This is a genomic window from Stenotrophomonas sp. 93052_Sma, from assembly GCF_056481145.1.
This window is the reverse complement of sequence record NZ_CM151134.1, coordinates 4,234,246-4,250,534: the sequence shown is the minus strand read 5'-3', so window position 1 is coordinate 4,250,534 and position 16,289 is coordinate 4,234,246. Positions and strand designations below refer to the sequence as shown.

Sequence of the window (16,289 nt, the reverse complement as noted above, 5' to 3'; positions counted from 1 at the left end):
TGCTCGACTGGCTCTTCAACAGCAGTCGAGCAAGCTCGACTCTACAGATATGCGAAAACACGAAGGACCTCCGCCATGAAACGACTGATCCTGCTCACCGCCTGCACGCTGGCCCTGGCTGCCTGCAGCAACCCCGAGGAAGAGCGCAAGGCGCAGGAAGCCGCCGCGGCCGCCGTGCAGGCGCAGAAGGAAGCCAAGGCCGAAGACGTGGCCAAGCAGTACGACATGGCCGTGGCCGCACAGGACTGGGAGCGTGCGCGCCTGCATGGCGCCTCGCTGCTGGATCAGTACAAGGACACCGCCGCCGCCGAGCGCATCGCCGCCGGCTTCGACGAGGTCAAGGCCAAGGGCGATGCCGCGCGCGACCTGCGCCGCATGCAGGCGCTGTGGCAGTACAACCAGATCCCGGTGGGCAACAAGGGCAACCAGGTCTCGGCGCAGATCTACAGCAAGGAACGGGTGGACGTGGATGGCAGCGGTGCCAAGCCGGTGCAGCTGGTGTTCCGCGATCATCCGGAGTGGAAGCGGCATGCCTACCTGGTGCTGCAGGCTGGCGATTTCCGTTGCCCGCAGTGCACGGTGAAGGTGACCGTGGACGACGGCAAGCCGATTTCCATGGCGGCCTGGCGCCCGAAGACCGATGAAGCCATCGCGCTGTTCATCACCGACCAGAAGGCGCTATGGAAGCTGGCGCGCAAGGGCAAGTCGATCAGCATCGAGTTCCCGGTCAAGGCCGGCGGCACGCGTACCGCCGTGTTCGAAACCGGTGGTGTCGACGCCAGCCGCATGCCGCAGTGGTGGCAGTGATGGTTGCGGCGGGCAGCGCAGTGCGCGCGTTGTCCGCGATCCGGCACTGGGTGTTCGACATGGACGGTACCCTGACCGTCGCCGTGCATGATTTCGCCGCGATCCGCCGCGCACTGCAGATCGCCGCGGAGGAAGACATCCTCGACCATATCGCGGCGCTGCCGGATGCACCGGCGCAGGCCAAGCGTGAGTGGCTGCTGGATCACGAGCGCACGCTGGCCGAGGACGCGCTGCCGGCACCGGGCGCGGTGAAGCTGCTGCGCTTGGCGGCGGCGGGCTGCCGGCTGGGCATCCTGACCCGCAACGACCATGCGCTGGCGAAGCTGACCCTGGACGCGATCGGGGTCGGGGAACTGTTCGACGATGCCGACATCATCGGCCGCGATGAAGCGGTGCCCAAGCCGTCGCCGGATGGCCTGCAGCAGCATCTTCGACGCTGGGGAATCGGGGCTGCGGAGGCGGTGATGGTCGGAGACCACGCCTATGACCTGGAGTGCGGGCGCGCCGCGGGCGCCCATACCGTGCTGGTCAACCTGCCGGAGAACCCGTGGCCAGGCAGTGCCGACTGGCATTTCGCCGATTGCCGTGCACTGTTGGCGGCCTGGCAGCAGAAGGGGTAGTGCCGGCCGCTGGCCGGCAGTGTCGACCAGGGTCGACACCTACCAGAGCAAAGCGTGTCGACCAAGGTCGACACCTACCAGAGCAAAGCGTGTCGACCAAGGTCGACACCTACCAGAGCAAAGCGTGTCGACCAAGGTCGACACCTACCAAGGCACAGCGTGTCGACCAAGGTCGACACCCACCGAGCGGGTGCGCGGGCAGTTCGGTTTACGCGTTCAGCGCGTAACCGAACTGCTGCTTGAACTGCTCGTTGAACTCTTCGAAGGTGAAACGCTGGTTCTGGGTGCCCGGGTGCTCCACCTTCAGCGCGCCCATCAGGTTGCCCATGCGGCCGATGGTCAGCCAGTCGTAGCCCTTCTGGATGCCGTAGATCAGGCCGGCGCGGAAGGCGTCGCCACAGCCGGTCGGGTCGACCACGCGGCGCTCGTGCGCCGGCGGGATGTCGTAGCTCTTTTCCGGGGTGTGGATGACCGCGCCCTTCGGGCCGCGGGTGGTGATGTAGGCCTTGACCCGGCTGACGATCTCCTTCTCGTCCCAGCCGGTGCGTTCCTGCAGCAGGTTCGACTCGTAGTCGTTGACCACCACGTAGTCGGCCTGCTCGATGAAGGCGCGCAGCTCCGGGCCGTTGAACAGCGGCATGGCCTGGCCCGGGTCGAAGATGAACGGGATGCCGTCTTCGTGGAATTCCTGCGCGTTCTGGATCATGCCTTCGCGGCCGTCCGGGCCGACCAGGCCCAGGGTCACGCCCGGCACGCCACGCACGTGGTTCTCGTAGGAGCGCATCATCGCGCCCGGGTGGAAGGCGGTGATCTGGTTGTTGTCGTGGTCGGTGGTGATGAACGCCTGCGGGGTGAACAGCTCATCGATCACGCGCACGCGCGACAGGTCGATGCCCAGGCCGTCGAAGTATTCGCGGTACGGGCCGAAGTCCGAACCCACGGTGCCCATCGGGATCGGCTGGCCGCCCAGCAGGTGCAGGTTGTAGGCGATGTTGCCGGCGCAGCCGCCGAACTCGCGGCGCATGCGCGGCACCAGGAAGGACACGTTCAGGATGTGCACCTTGTCCGGCAGGATGTGATTCTTGAACTGGTCCGGGAACACCATGATGGTGTCGAAGGCAAGAGAACCACAGATCAGAGCGGACATCGATGTAAGCCTATGCGGTGAATTTTGGGGTGGGCCGGCCCGGTTCGGCGGGCAAGCAAACGGCGCCCTTGGGCGCCCGACGGCGCAAAGGTTACCCGCTGGTGCCGCTCAGGGCCAGAACCGGGTGAGACCCGATCAGGCCGAAAGCCTGTGAAGACGCGGGTTCAGCTAGTTTTTTCCTTGCTCGGCGGCAGGCGGGTTGCTAGGCTTGTCGGCCTCGATTTCTGCCCATTTTTTCGCCATCCCGCGGCGGGCACGACACCCCTCAGGACTCCTTCCTCAGATGTTCAAGAAACTCCGTGGCATGTTCTCCAACGACCTGTCCATCGACCTGGGCACGGCCAACACCCTCATCTACGTGCGCGGGCAGGGGATCGTGCTGAACGAGCCATCGGTCGTGGCCGTGCGTCAGGACCGTGCCATTGGTGGCACCCGCTCGGTGGCAGCCGTAGGCGCCGAAGCCAAGCAGATGCTTGGCCGTACCCCGGGCCACATCACCACCATCCGCCCGATGAAGGACGGCGTCATCGCCGATTTCACCTACACCGAGGCGATGCTCAAGCACTTCATCAAGAAGGTGCACAAGTCGCGCGTGCTGCGCCCGAGCCCGCGCGTGCTGGTCTGCGTGCCGGCCGGCTCGACCCAGGTCGAGCGCCGCGCGATCAAGGAATCGGCCGAGGAAGCCGGTGCCCGTGACGTGTTCCTGATCGAAGAACCGATGGCCGCTGCGATCGGCGCCGGCATGCCGGTCACCGAAGCTCGTGGCTCGATGGTCATCGACATCGGCGGCGGCACCACCGAAGTTGCGGTGATCTCGCTCAACGGCATCGTCTATTCGGCCTCGGTCCGCATCGGCGGCGACCGCTTCGACGAGTCGATCACCAACTACGTGCGCCGCAACCACGGCATGCTGATCGGTGAAGCCACCGCCGAGCGCATCAAGGTCGAGCTGGGCTGCGCCTACCCGCAGGCGGAAGTGATCGAAATGGAAATCTCCGGCCGCAACCTCGCCGAGGGCGTGCCGAAGATGATCAAGATCAGCTCCAACGAGGTGCTTGAAGCCCTGCACGAGCCGCTGTCGGGCATCGTCAGCGCGGTCAAGCTGGCGCTGGAGCAGACCCCGCCGGAACTGTGCGCCGACGTCGCCGAGCGCGGCATCGTGCTGACCGGTGGTGGCGCCCTGCTGCGTGACCTGGACCGCCTGATTTCCGAGGAAACCGGCCTGCACGTGCAGGTGGCGGACGACCCGCTGACCTGCGTGGCCCGCGGCGGTGGCCGTGCGCTGGAGCTGGTCGACATGCACGGCAACGAGTTCTTTGCGCCGGAATAAGCCGTCCCGGCTGCCTGCGCCCGCAGCGCCCCTCCGGGGTGCGGCCCACCATGAGGGTAGGCCGGCACCGGCGGGGCGTCCGCGTGTTTCCCTTCCGCCTTCTGCCAGTTGAATCGTTGCCGTGCCGCCCTACGCCGGACCTCCCGTTGCTTCCCGATCCGGTGATGCCGCCAGCCCGCTGCGTCTGCTGGCTTATCTCGCACTGGCCATCACCCTGATCGTGCTTGACGACCAGGCCGGCTGGCTTGCGCAGCTGCGCGGGCAGGCCAACAGCCTGGTGCAGCCGGTATGGGCACTGGCGGGACTGCCGGGCAAGCTCGGCAACCAGGTCAAGGACTCGGCGGCGAGCCACGGCCAGCTGGTCAACGAGAACCGTGAACTGCGCAACCAGCTGCTGCTGGCCAACGCCCGCCTGACCCGCCTGCAGACCGCCGCGCTGGATAACGCCCAGCTGCGTGAACTGCTGAACGTGGCCGAGCGCAGTGGCCTGGACGTGCAGCTGGCGCCGATCCTGGACATCGACCTGGATCCGGTGAAGCAGCGCCTGGTGCTCGACGCCGGCAGCCGCGAAGGCGTGCACGTCGGCCAGGCGGTGATCGATGCCGGCGGTCTGATGGGCCAGGTGATCAGCGTCACTGGCGGTACCTCCACCGTGCTGCTGCTGACCGACCCCGACCATGCCGTGCCGGTGACGGTGGCCCGCAACGGCGTTCGCCTGATCGTCTACGGCCGCGGCGACAAGCTGGAACTGCGCGACATCCCGCTCAGCGCCGGCGTGGAGGTGGGCGATGAGATCGTCACCTCCGGCCTCGGTGGCCGCTTCCCGGCCGGGTTCCCGGTCGGCACCATCACCGGCCTGCGCCCGGACGACACGCACGCCTTCCTGGTCGGCGAACTGAAGCCGGCGGCGCAGCTGGACCGCGGCCGCGACGTGCTGCTGCTGCGCCCGGGTGCAGCAATTCGCTTGCCTGCGGCCAGCGAATTGCTTCAGCCAAGTTTGCCTTCGGCAAACCAGGCTGCCGGGGGGGCATCCCACACTTACCCCCGCGCCTTCGGCGCGCCCCCCTCAACAAGAGGGGGGCTCTCCACCCGATGCTGGGTCGGCGACGGTAGTGCCGGCCGCTGGCCGGCAACCGACCGCGCCGGAGGCCCAGCGATGAGCCGCCTGCGCGACAACCCGTGGGTGCTGCCGGCCAGCCTGGTGGTGGCGCTGCTGCTGGGCCTGCTGCCGTTGCCGGCGCTGCTGCAGCCGCTGCGCCCGTACTGGTTGGCGCTGGTGCTCGCGTACTGGGTGATTGAAGCGCCTGAGCGTGTCGGCCTGGGCGTCGCTTTCGCCAGTGGCGTGATCGCCGATCTGCTGTACGGCGGTGTACTCGGCGAACAGGCGCTGCGGCTGGTGATGCTGGCCTTCATCCTGCAGCGCTTCCGCGCCCGCATCCGCTTCTTCCCGATGTCCCAGCAGATGCTGGCCATCGGCGGCCTGCTGTTCAACGACCGCATCGTCAGCGCGCTGGTCCACATCGTGGTGGATGAGCCGACCCTGCCGTGGTCGTACTGGTGGGCACCGCTGCTGGGCATGGGCCTGTGGCCGCTGGTATTCGTGCTGCTGGACGCGGTGCGTTTCGGCAAGCGCGGGCGCTGAGCCATGATCCCGCGCCGCCAGGTCAAGAATCCGCACGCAGAAGCCGAACAGTTCCGCCGCCGCGCGGCGCTGGGCTTCCTGGGTGTGCTGGTCTGCCTGCTGGGCCTGGGCGGCTGGTACTTCAAGCTGCAGGTGCTGGACCACGACGTCTACGCCACGCGCTCGGAAGCCAACCGCATCAAGCCGCGGCCGGTGGTGCCCGGGCGCGGCATGATCTACGACCGCAACGGCCGCCTGCTGGCCGAGAACGTGCCGGCCTTCCGCCTGGACGTGACCCCGGACAAGGTCAAGGACATGGACGCCACCCTGGAAGGGCTGGCGAAGATCATCAGCATCAGCCCGGAAGAACTGGAAGCGTTCAACAAGTCGCGCAAGGCGCGCCGCAAGTTCCTGCCGGTCACGCTGAAGCTGCGCATGAGCGACGAGGAGATGGCGCGCTTTGCCGTCGACCGCTGGCGCTTCCCCGGCGTCGAGCTGGAACCCTACCTGACCCGTCGCTATCCCTATGGCGATCTGTTCGCGCACATCATCGGTTACGTCGGCCGCGTCGATGACAAGGACCTGGAAATCCTCGGCGAGGGCAATGCCGCGCTGACCCACATCGGCAAGTCCGGCCTGGAGCGTTATTACGAGCAGCAGCTGCGCGGCAAGGTCGGCTACGAGCAGGTCGAGACCAACGTGCAGGGGCGTGCGATCCGCACCATCGGCCGCGTCGCCGCGCAGTCCGGCGCCGACCTGCGGCTGTCGATCGACGCCGACCTGCAGCGCGCCATGGTGGCCGCCTTCGGCGACCAGGAAGGCTCGGCGGTGGCGATGGACCCGCGTACCGGCGAGGTGCTGGCGATGGTCAGCCTGCCGTCCTACGACCCCAATCTGTTCGTCAACGGTATTTCCCATGCCGACTTCAAGGCGCTGAACGACAACCCGTCGCGGCCGCAGTTCAACCGCCTGGTGCTGGGTGGCGTCGCCCCCGGTTCCACGCTGAAGCCGCTGATCGGCCTGGCCGGCCTCGATTCCGGCGTGCGCCGCCCGGAAGACAAGGTGCTGTCCACCGGCATGTTCTACCTGCCCGGCACCTCGCGTGGCTGGGGTGACTCGCACCGCGGCGGCCACGGCTGGACCGACCTGCGCAAGTCGATCGCGCAATCGGTCAACACGTATTACTACAAGCTGGCGCTGGATCTGGGCATCGAGCGCTTCGACCATTACATGGAGTACTACGGCTTCGGCCAGCCGACCGGCATCGACCTGACCGGCGAGATCGGCGGCATCCTGCCGTCGCCGGCCTACAAGCGGAAGAGCCGCAAGGAAGCCTGGTATCCGGGTGATACAGTCAACATCAGCATCGGCCAGGGTGACTGGAAGGTCACTCCGCTGCAGCTGGCGCGGGGCGTCAGTGGGCTGGCCAACGGGCAGCTGCGCACGCCCCATCTGGTGATCCAGCAGCGTGCGGGGTTCGACCATGACTGGATGGCGACCGACCCGGGCGAGAGCAAACCGGTCAGCCCGAACCCGAACAACCTGCAGGCGGTGCGCGAAGGCATGATGGCCACCATGCTGCCTGGCGGCAGCGCTGCGCGAATGGCGGCTGGCGCGCCGTACACGATGGCTGGCAAGACCGGTACCGCGCAGGTCGTCAGCCGCAAGGGCACCGCCGCAGTAAACCCGAAGAGCCTGCCGATGCACCTGCGCCACCGCGCGCTGTTCGTCGGTTTCGCGCCGGTCGACCAGCCGGTGATCGCGCTGGCGATCGCGGTGGAGGGTGGTGGTTACGGCGGTGCGGCGGCCGCACCGATCGCACGCAAGGTGTTCGACGCCTACCTGCTGGGCAAGATGCCCGAAGGCATGCAGCCGCTGGACAGCGAGCGCGGCACCACCGCCATCGGTGCAACCGCATTCGACAACGAAGATGTGGGCGCGCCAGGCCGGTGACCTTGCTGCGGCACAACTGGGGGAACACCCCGTGCTGATTGGCGTGCCTGCGCCGGAACCGGCACCCGCACCGCAGCCGGGGACGCCGGCCGCCGCGGCGCTGCCGACCACGCCACGCCCGACCACCGCGGAGCCCGCACGATGAGAGTGTTCCTGCGTTGGGCCGGCGACATGCTGCGCCGCTTTTTCAGCACGCTGGACTGGGTACTGTGCCTGGCCCTGGGCGCGCTGATGGTGATCGGCCTGGCCACCTTGAAGAGTGCCGGTGGCGACGGCCTGGTGATGGCCCAGGGCGCGCTTTGCAGTGGGCATGGCCGCGCTGTGGGGCATCTCACGGGTACCGATCCTGCGCATTCGCTCGGCAACACCGATGATCTACGCGATCTCGATGATCCCGTTGCTGGCGGTGTTCGTGCTGGGCACCGGCAAGTATGGGCGGCAGTGGCTGGACCTGAAGTTCTTCTACCTGCAGCCGGCCGAACTGCTGAAGGTCAGCCTGCCGATGATGGTGGCCTGGTATCTGCACAAGATGCCGTTGCCACCGCGCTTCAATACCGTACTCGTGTCCCTGGTCATCATCGGCGTACCGACCGGCCTGGTGATGCTGCAGCCGGACTTCGGCACCGGCGTGCTGATCGCCGCCAGTGGCGTGTTCGTGCTGCTGCTGGCCGGCTTGCCGTGGTGGTGGGTTGGCCTGGGCGTGGGCGGTGTGGCCGCGGTCGCACCGGTGGCCTGGTTCTGGCTGCTGCGGCCGTACCAGAAGGACCGCATCATGATGTTCCTGGACCCGGAGATGGATGCGCTGGGTGCTGGCTGGAACATCATCCAGTCGAAGATCGCGATCGGTTCCGGTGGCTTCGATGGCAAGGGCTGGGGCGAGGGCTCGCAGTCACATCTGAACTTCATTCCCGAGCAGACCACCGACTTCGCGTTCTCGGTGCTGAGCGAGGAGTTCGGCTGGATCGGCGTGGCCACCGTGCTGGCGCTGTACCTGGTGGTGATCGGGCGCTGCCTGTGGATCGCCAGCCAGTCGCGCGATTCCTATTCGCGCCTGCTGGCCGGCGCCACCGGCCTGGCGTTCTTCGTCTACGTGCTGGTGAACGGCGGGATGATCTCCGGCCTGCTGCCGGTGGTGGGCGTGCCGATGCCGCTGATCAGCTATGGCGGTACCTCGGCGGTCTCGCTGCTGGCCGGCTTCGGGTTGGTGATGGCCGTGCGTAGCCACAATCCAGTGCACGGCGGCTACGGGTAACAACGGCCGCGCCTTTCATCGCGCTTCCATATGCTCGATTGCTTCTCGCTGTTCTGTAGAGTCGAGCCGTGCTCGACTGCTTCTGCTGCATGAAGGGCAGTCGAGCACGGCTCGACTCTACAGACGCAGAAGCACCCTGACAGCTTCACGCAAGCGCGCGTTGTTACCGTGGCCAGCGTGGACTGGAAACGAATGCTTGGCGGCTGCCGTGAGGCGGTGCGCACGATCGACCTGCCGTTGCTGGTCGCGCTGTTGATCCTGATGGGCGCGGGGCTGGCGGTGCTGCACAGCGTGTCCGGTCCGGTCACCGGGCAGGCGGCGCGCTTCGCCGGTGGCCTGCTGGCGATGTGGCTGCTGTCGCGTGTTTCGCTGCTGCGCCTGCGCGCGTGGACACCGGCGCTGTACGCGCTGTCGATGCTGCCGCTGATGGCGGTGTATGTGATCGGCACCGGCAAGTACGGGCAGCGCTGGCTCAACCTCGGCGTCTTCTACCTGCAGCCCTCCGAGCTGCTCAAGCTCAGCCTGCCGTTGATGATGGCCTGGTACCTGCACCGGCAACCGCTGCCACCGTCACCACGCACGGTACTGACGGCCGCAGTGCTGATCGGCGTTCCCGCCGTGCTGATCCTGATGCAGCCCAACCTCGGCACCGCCACGCTGGTCACCGCCAGCGGCGTGTTCGCGTTGTTGCTGGCGGGCCTGCACTGGGGCTGGGTGGCCACCGGCGCGGTGGGGCTGGCGGTGGCCGCGCCACTGGCCTGGCTCGGCGTGTTGCGGCAGTACCAGAAGGATCGCGTACTGACCTTCCTCGACCCGGCAGCAGACCCGCTCGGCACCGGCTGGAACATCCTGCAGTCGCGCATCGCGATCGGTTCCGGTGGCTGGCAGGGACGTGGCTGGGGGCAGGGCACCCAGGCCACGCTGGATTTCCTGCCCGAGTACACCACCGACTTCGCGTTTTCGGTGCTGGCCGAGGAATTCGGCTGGATCGGTGTGGCGACGCTGTTCGCGCTGTACCTGTTCGTGGTCGGGCGTTGCCTGTGGATCGCAGTGCACGCGCGACACCCATGCGCGGTTGCTGGCCGGCAGCCTGGGGCTGGCGTTCTTCGTCTACGTATTGGTGAACGGTGGAATGATTTCCGGCCTGCTGCCGGTGGTGGGCATTCCGATGCCGTTGATCAGTTATGGCGGGACATCAGCGGTCTCGCTGCTGGCCGGCATCGGACTGGTGATGGCGGTGCGTGGGCACCGGCCCGTGCACGGGGGATAGGGTTTCCAGCCAACGGCGCAGCCCCTCGTGGGTGGTCGTGTAACGCGGCTCATGTGTGGGGCGGGCGCGGTGGGTTCGCGGGACACGCCGTAAACCCGTCCTTGGGGGCTCGATGGCGCCATCCATGGCGCCAACGGTCCCGCGAACCCACCGCGCCCGCCCCCTGACAGTTTTCGGGCGTGTCCACCCACGGAAAAGAAAAAGAAGATCAAAAGCAAAACCAGCTTGGCCGCCCGCTTCATTGCTTCCTGTAGAGCCGAAGGCAGCGGCAGGAGCCGCTGCCAACGTCGCCCATGGCGACGGCCCGAAGGGTGCCGGTCAGGACGACCGGCATAGCCATGCTCGGCTCTCGAGCAAGCGCAGCGCGCGACCCGCTTGTGATCTTCTCTTTCTTCTCCGTGGGTGGCAGACCACCGAAATCTGTCAGAGGGCGGTCGGGTTGGGTATGCGGGGGTGTCAGCCGCATGGATGCGGCTGCCAAGCCTCCAGGGACGGATTCACGGCGTCCCCCGCGTACCCAACCCGACCGGCCCAGCGGCGGCTTCTGCTTTCCGCAACACACCCCACCCACGAGGGGCTGCGCCGTTGGCTGGAAACTTCCTGACTCTGCGCAACGCCCGTTGTGGAAGCGTTCTCACAACGATGCACGGCAGCACGCCCACTGACCAAAGTCCGGAAAAAGCGTTAGCTGGTTCACACTTTTACAGCGCGTTGATCCTGATCAATGGACTTGTCGTAATCGGCCTGCACAATGGCGGCCCGTTCGGCACGGCGCGCCGTCAATCGTTGCAGCGCGAGGGGGCGTCGGGCGGGAAGCAGTACTGATCCAACGGGTACAGGGAGCGCGGAGCACTGCCACTGGGGAGCGGCAGCCGCGCGGGTACCGACCGGATCCGGTCGCCGGTTGCGTCTGCGGGGATGGGGACGCAACCGGCAACCTCTATCTGAATGGGGAAGTGTGATCACGACGTCTTCACATTTCCCGCTGCTCGCAGGCAAATCGTTGTGATTCATGGTGTTAGGGGTTTTAATTCATCCATGACCTGCTAACCTGCGACGATGATTCGACGCACTCTGGCCTGCATGCTCACCCTCGGCCTGGTCGCCTGCGCGACCCAGCCGAAGTCCCCACCGTCTTCGCCCCAGGCCAGCAGTACGCCGCGCCAGCCCGCCGCCAAGGCCCATGGCCCGGCCGAGGCCGCGCCCGAAGCTGCTGCCGCCACCGCGCCGCCGGTCGATCTCACCCCGGTGCCGTTCGAGGTCGCACGGGCCCGCTTCATTGCCGATACCGCCAAGCGCTATGGCCTGAAGCCGGAGCAGATCAGCAGCGTGCTCGACCAGGCGCAGGTGCGCCAGCCGATCATCGCCGCGATGTCGCGCCCGGCCGAACGGGTCAAGCCGTGGAACGAGTACCGGCCGATGTTCATCAGCAAGGCACGCATCGATGGCGGCCGCGCGTTCCTGGCCCAGCATCGCGCCGAACTGGATCGCGTCCAGCAGCGCACCGGTGTGCCGGCCGAGGTGATCGTGGCGATCATCGGCGTGGAAACCAGCTACGGCAAGAATGCCGGCAGCCATCGCGTGCTCGATGCGCTGTACACGCTGGCGTTCTATTACCCGCGCAGCGGCGACCCGGCCAAGCTGGAGCGCGAAGTGCGCCGCGAGCTGTTCTTCCGCGATGAGCTGGCCAAGTTGTTCGAGCTGGGCCGCGAAGAAAACCTGGACATCACCACGCTCAAGGGCAGCTATGCCGGCGCGATGGGCATGGGCCAGTTCATGCCGTCCAGCTACCTCGATTACGCCGTGGACGGTAATGGCGATGGCCGTCGCGACCTGTTCACCAGCTACGACGACGTGTTCTCGTCCATCGCCAACTACTTCGTGAAGAAGGGCGGCTGGGTGCGTGGCGGGCAGGTGGCCGTGCCGGCCACGCTGGCGCCGGGCCGCGAGGAGTTCAATCCGACCGAATGGATGCCGACCTGGTCGCTGGCCGACCTGGCGAAGCGTGGCTACCAGCCCAGCGCAGCGGTGCAGCCGGGCGCCACCGCCACGCCGATCACGCTTGAAGGCAGCACCGGCAAGCAGTACTGGCTGGGCTTCCAGAACTACTACGCGATCACCCGCTACAACCTCTCGAAGATGTACGCGATGGCCGTGTTCCAGTTGTCCCAGGCCATCGCCGGACAGGAGCTGCCCCCGGCATGAACATCAGATGGCTGGTCCCAGGCTTGATCGTCCTCGCGCTGGCTGCCTGCAGCAGCGCGCCGAAGAAGCCGGCCACGGCCGGCCATGGTGGCAAGTCCGGCGGCACTCTGGTGCAGGGTCGTGGCTCGCGCCCGGCACACTGCCCGGAAGGGTCGCCGTACGCGGCGGCCAAGGAAGACCTGAGCACCCGCGGCAATTACACCGCTGGTGGCCTGTACAAGCCGGGCGTGCGCGACAGCACGCCGGATTACATTCCCAACGTGGCCTGCATTCCCGAGCCGGAAGTGACCGCCGAGGAGCGCTCGGCGATCGGCAACAAGTCGCCGTACGTGGTGCTGGGCAAGTCGTACAAGGTGCTCGACGATACCCGCAACTATGTCGAGCGTGGCACTGCGTCGTACTACGGTGCCAAGTTCCACGGCCGCCTGACCTCCAACCGTGAGGTCTACGACATGTACCAGTTCACCGCTGCGCACAAGACGCTGCCGCTGCCCAGCTTCGCCCGCGTGACCAACCTCGACAACGGTGAGTCGGTGATCGTGCGCGTCAACGATCGCGGTCCGTTCCATGATGGCCGCGTGGTCGATCTCAGCTATGCCGCCGCTGTGCGCCTGGGCATCACCCAGCGCGGCACCGGCAACGTGGAAGTGCGCGCGCTGCAGCCGGGTGAGGGCAACCTGCTGGCGCAGAAGCCGTCGCGCCGCGAGCGTCGTGCTGCGGAAGCGGCCGCCGCCAGCGCTGTAGCCAGTGCGCGCCCGGCACCGACCGCGCGTGCCGCCGCCGACAGCGACATCGATCGCCTGGTCAAGGGGCTGCCGGCCGATGGCATGCCGGCGCGTGGCCAGCCGGCCACCACCCAGGGCGTGGCCAGCACCGTGCCGGATGTGGCGGTCAGCAGCCTGCCGCCGAGTGCTCCGCCGGTGCGCAGCACCGCATACGCGCCAGCTCCGGCGGTCGTTGCCAGTACCACGCCGCGCGCCGCTGCGCAGGCACCGGTCCGCACCGCCGCCGCTACCCCCAGCCTGTCGCAGCAGGTGGTGGGCGCAGTCATGGTGCAGGTTGCCAGCTTCTCCAACCGTGACAACGCCAACCGCGCGATGGGCCAGCTCAACGCCGCCGGCATCGTCGGTGCCACCATCAGTGACATCGCCGCCGGTGGCCGTACCCTGTTCCGCCTGCGCGTTCCCGCCAGCGACCATGCCAGTGCCGCGGAACTTGTCGGCCGCATCGCCGGTCTGGGGCTGGGTTCGCCGCAGATCGTCAAGGATTGATCCACCCGGGCCGGTGCTGCCGGCCCATGCTGCCCCGGCCTTACAATGGCCGCTACGTTCCACCCTCCATTCCCGGCCGTCCCCTGGAGCCTGCTGTCCAATGAATTTCCGTTCCGCCGCCACCGCCCTGGCCGCCACCCTGGTGGTGGGCCTGGCTTCCGCCCAGACGCCGCTGCCGACTCCGGCCACGCCGGCGCCTGCCGCCGCCCCAGCCACCGTCGCCACTCCGCCGGCGCCGGCGCCGAGCGTGTCCAAGGCCTGGGTGCTGATGGATTACGCCACCGGCCAGGTGCTGGCCGGTGAAAACATCAACGAACAGCTGGCTCCGGCCAGCATCACCAAGGTGATGACGTCCTACGTGATCGCCGCCGAGGTCAAGAACGGCAAGGTCCGTGCGGATGACCAGGTGATGATGAGCGAGCGCGCCTGGCGCGAAGGTGGCGCGGGTACCGATGGCAGCTACAGCGGCTTCCCGGTCAACCAGACCGCGCGCCTGGAAGACATGGAAAAGGGCATGGCGATCCAGTCCGGCAACGACGCCGCGATTGCCCTGGCCGAGCATGTGGCTGGCAGCGAGGAAGCCTTTGCGTCGCTGATGAACAGCTATGCCGCGAAGATCGGCATGAAGAATTCGCACTTCGTCAACGCCCATGGCCTGACTGCGCAGGGCCACCACAGCACCGCCTACGACCTGGCGCTGCTGGGCCGTGCGATGGTGCGCGATTACCCGGAAACCTACGCGTACAACAAGATCAAGGAATTCCAGGTCGGCAACATCAAGCAGCCGAACCGCAACCTGCTGTTGTGGCGCGATGGCAGCGTGGACGGCATCAAGACCGGCCACACCTCGGAAGCCGGCTACTGCCTGATGAGCTCGGCCCAGCGCGGCGACCAGCGCCTGATCGCCGTGGTGCTGGGCGGCCAGTCGGAAAAGCAGCGTGCCGATGACAGCCTGGCCCTGCTGAACTGGGGTTTCCGCTTCTTCGAGACCCACCGCCTGTACGAGCCGGGCAAGGCCGTGGCCGAGCACAAGGTCTGGAAGGGCACCACCGACAAGGTGCAGCTGGGCGTGGCCCAGCCGATGCTGGTGAGCGTGCCGCGTGGCCGTTACAACGACCTGAAGCCGAGCATTGACGTGCCCAAGACCCTGGAAGCACCGTTCACCGCCGGCCAGCAGATCGGCACCGTGAAGGTGATGCTGGATGGCAAGCTGGTGGCCGAAGCACCGCTGGTGGCGGTGGCTGCCGTCGAACAGGCCGGCTTCTTCAAGCGCCTGTGGGACAGCTTCTGGATGTGGTGGGAATCGGAATGATCCACGCCCCGGCGTGGTGAAGGAAAAGGCCGGCAAATGCCGGCCTTTTCTGTTTCGGGATGCCGCTTGCGCATGAATCCTGCCGGATGTGGGTAGTGCCGGCCGCTGGCCGGCTCCCCATGAATCCATCCGGATATGCCGGCCCCGGTGTGCCGACCAACAGTCGGCACCTACCTACAGCGACCGGCTGATGGTGAAGCTGCCGAACACCGGCGCTTCGCGCTGGCCGTTGAACTCGCGCGTGCTGTGGTAACGCGCCGCAGCGAACTTCCAACGTCCGTACATCACCGCCACGCCATAGCCGCCATAGGCCACCACATGGCGCTTGTCCACACTGTGGCTGTTGCGGAACGTGTTGCCATCCAGCGTGATGTCACGGATCACCCAGGCGGCGTCCGAGGTCGCGAACAGGTGCCAGGACCAGCCATTGGGACGGCCGCCGCGGGTCGGCGCAGTGTTCTCACCGGCCGGGCGCAACGGCGTGCTGCCGAAGTCGTCCGGCAGCTTCCAGCCAAAGCGCACTTCACCGCCGAGATTGGCCTTGGTTTCCAGGTTGCCGATTGATCCGCCGTAGTGGCTGATGGCGTCCCAACCCCAGCCGTCGGCATTGACGCTGGCATCGCCCGGCCAGCGGCGCATGCGCTCATGGGTCAGCATGAACAGCGGCTCGTTGTGCAGCTGGTTGTCCCAGCCCTTGAATTTCTCGTCACCCAGCACTTCGTGCACGGCATTCTGCACCTGCTTGCCCTGTGCCCACGGGCCAACCACGCCCAGCGTCAGCTGGGTGGTCTGCAGGCGGTCGCCGCTGCGCGCATTGAAACCGAAGTTTGCGATCAGTACGCCGGCGTAAGGGCGGTCGTCCTCGATCAGGTCCCTGCGGCTGAAATCGGTCGGGGTGAAGATGCCCTGGCCGATGCTGAAGATCATGTTCTGCTGTTCGAACTTGCCCGGATGCAGCCCTTCCAGATACTGGTTCACCCAGCGGGCCATGCGTGGCAGGCAGGGGTCGTCGGTGTAATCGACCAGATTGGGCGAGACCAGGGTCAACAGTGCACCATTGGTATAGCCCTGGTCCTGGTGGCGGCCGCCGAACAGGTCGTTGTCAACGCGGAAATTGACCTGCGGAGGGTGGTCGCGCATCGCGTCCGGGCCACATTGTTCGGCCGCCTGGGCGGCGAGGGGGAGGGCAGCAGCCAGCAGGCCGGACAGCCCGAGGGCTGCAAGGCGGCGTTGGGAAGGGGGGCTCATGTGGAGGTTTTTTCTGTCTGTCGTTATATGCCGCGACACGGTACTCGTGCGGGCGTGATGGAACGAGCGCGTTCGAATCACTTGTCTGTTCCGAAAACGACATTGTCTCGTGAAGACAATCCTGCACTGTCCTGCGGCGCCCCAAGGGCAACGGCCAATGCTGAACGGCCGTTCAGCTGCAACGCAGCGACTCACCGGTGCACTGTTTGACGTTGATGAATACTCTTGGGTTTGTTGGCCTGCGGCCCGATAA

General features: G+C 66.8%; 9 protein-coding genes and 4 pseudogenes. 11 read left to right on the top strand and 2 right to left on the bottom strand.

Translation table 11 applies throughout. The features are described from left to right. The first annotated feature begins 75 nt into the window (after positions 1–75). Together ACZK2V_RS19830 and ACZK2V_RS19825 are read left to right on the top strand one after the other, a co-directional pair. Positions 76–807, top strand: coding sequence for a hypothetical protein (locus tag ACZK2V_RS19830; RefSeq protein WP_019337678.1), 732 nt, complete (start codon positions 76–78; stop codon positions 805–807). Then, positions 807–1,427 (top strand): HAD family hydrolase, encoded by a 621-nt coding sequence (locus ACZK2V_RS19825; protein WP_486323346.1) that lies wholly within the window; start codon positions 807–809, stop codon positions 1,425–1,427. The genes ACZK2V_RS19830 and ACZK2V_RS19825 overlap by 1 nt, the downstream gene beginning before the upstream one ends. 208 nt (positions 1,428–1,635) lie before the next feature. Here ACZK2V_RS19825 and ACZK2V_RS19820 read toward each other — a convergent pair whose 3' ends face one another. Continuing rightward, the gene (locus ACZK2V_RS19820) at positions 1,636–2,574 is read right to left on the bottom strand and encodes a carbohydrate kinase family protein (protein ID WP_107433306.1); all 939 of its coding nucleotides are present in this window, start codon (positions 2,572–2,574) and stop codon (positions 1,636–1,638) included. Positions 2,575–2,857: 283 nt separating this feature from the next. Here ACZK2V_RS19820 and ACZK2V_RS19815 point away from each other — a divergent pair, with 283 nt between their 5' ends. From ACZK2V_RS19815 to ACZK2V_RS19775, 9 genes and pseudogenes are all read left to right on the top strand, one after another. Beyond that, on the top strand, positions 2,858–3,904 hold the full coding sequence (locus ACZK2V_RS19815) for a rod shape-determining protein (protein ID WP_005419402.1): 1,047 nt from the start codon (positions 2,858–2,860) through the stop codon (positions 3,902–3,904). A gap of 121 nt (positions 3,905–4,025) precedes the next feature. Next, positions 4,026–5,064, top strand: a pseudogene (gene mreC, locus ACZK2V_RS19810) (rod shape-determining protein MreC). Beyond that, positions 5,061–5,546, top strand: coding sequence for a rod shape-determining protein MreD (mreD, locus tag ACZK2V_RS19805; RefSeq protein ID WP_049463232.1), 486 nt, complete (start codon positions 5,061–5,063; stop codon positions 5,544–5,546). Before mreC ends, mreD begins: the two are co-directional and overlap by 4 nt. A gap of 3 nt (positions 5,547–5,549) precedes the next feature. After that, a pseudogene (gene mrdA, locus ACZK2V_RS19800) lies at positions 5,550–7,623 on the top strand (penicillin-binding protein 2). Continuing rightward, positions 7,620–8,730 (top strand): annotated as a pseudogene (rodA, locus tag ACZK2V_RS19795) (rod shape-determining protein RodA). The pseudogenes mrdA and rodA (ACZK2V_RS19795) overlap by 4 nt, the downstream one beginning before the upstream one ends. Positions 8,731–8,922: 192 nt before the next feature. Next, positions 8,923–10,000, top strand: a pseudogene (gene rodA, locus ACZK2V_RS19790) (rod shape-determining protein RodA). A gap of 1,059 nt (positions 10,001–11,059) precedes the next feature. Then, positions 11,060–12,205 carry a lytic murein transglycosylase B gene (gene mltB / locus ACZK2V_RS19785; RefSeq protein WP_049400491.1) on the top strand — a complete coding sequence of 382 codons (1,146 nt, stop codon included), beginning with the start codon at positions 11,060–11,062 and terminating at the stop codon, positions 12,203–12,205. Continuing rightward, positions 12,202–13,476 carry a septal ring lytic transglycosylase RlpA family protein gene (locus tag ACZK2V_RS19780; protein WP_071229501.1) on the top strand — a complete coding sequence of 425 codons (1,275 nt, stop codon included), beginning with the start codon at positions 12,202–12,204 and terminating at the stop codon, positions 13,474–13,476. Before mltB ends, ACZK2V_RS19780 begins: the two co-directional genes overlap by 4 nt. A 100-nt stretch (positions 13,477–13,576) precedes the next feature. Then, complete coding sequence (locus ACZK2V_RS19775; RefSeq protein ID WP_486322715.1) at positions 13,577–14,788, top strand: D-alanyl-D-alanine carboxypeptidase family protein; 1,212 nt, start codon at positions 13,577–13,579, stop codon at positions 14,786–14,788. Positions 14,789–14,962: 174 nt separating this feature from the next. Here ACZK2V_RS19775 and ACZK2V_RS19770 read toward each other — a convergent pair whose 3' ends face one another. After that, on the bottom strand, positions 14,963–16,036 hold the full coding sequence (locus tag ACZK2V_RS19770; RefSeq protein WP_032130312.1) for a lipid A deacylase LpxR family protein: 1,074 nt from the start codon (positions 16,034–16,036) through the stop codon (positions 14,963–14,965). Between the last annotated feature and the right edge of the window lie 253 nt (positions 16,037–16,289).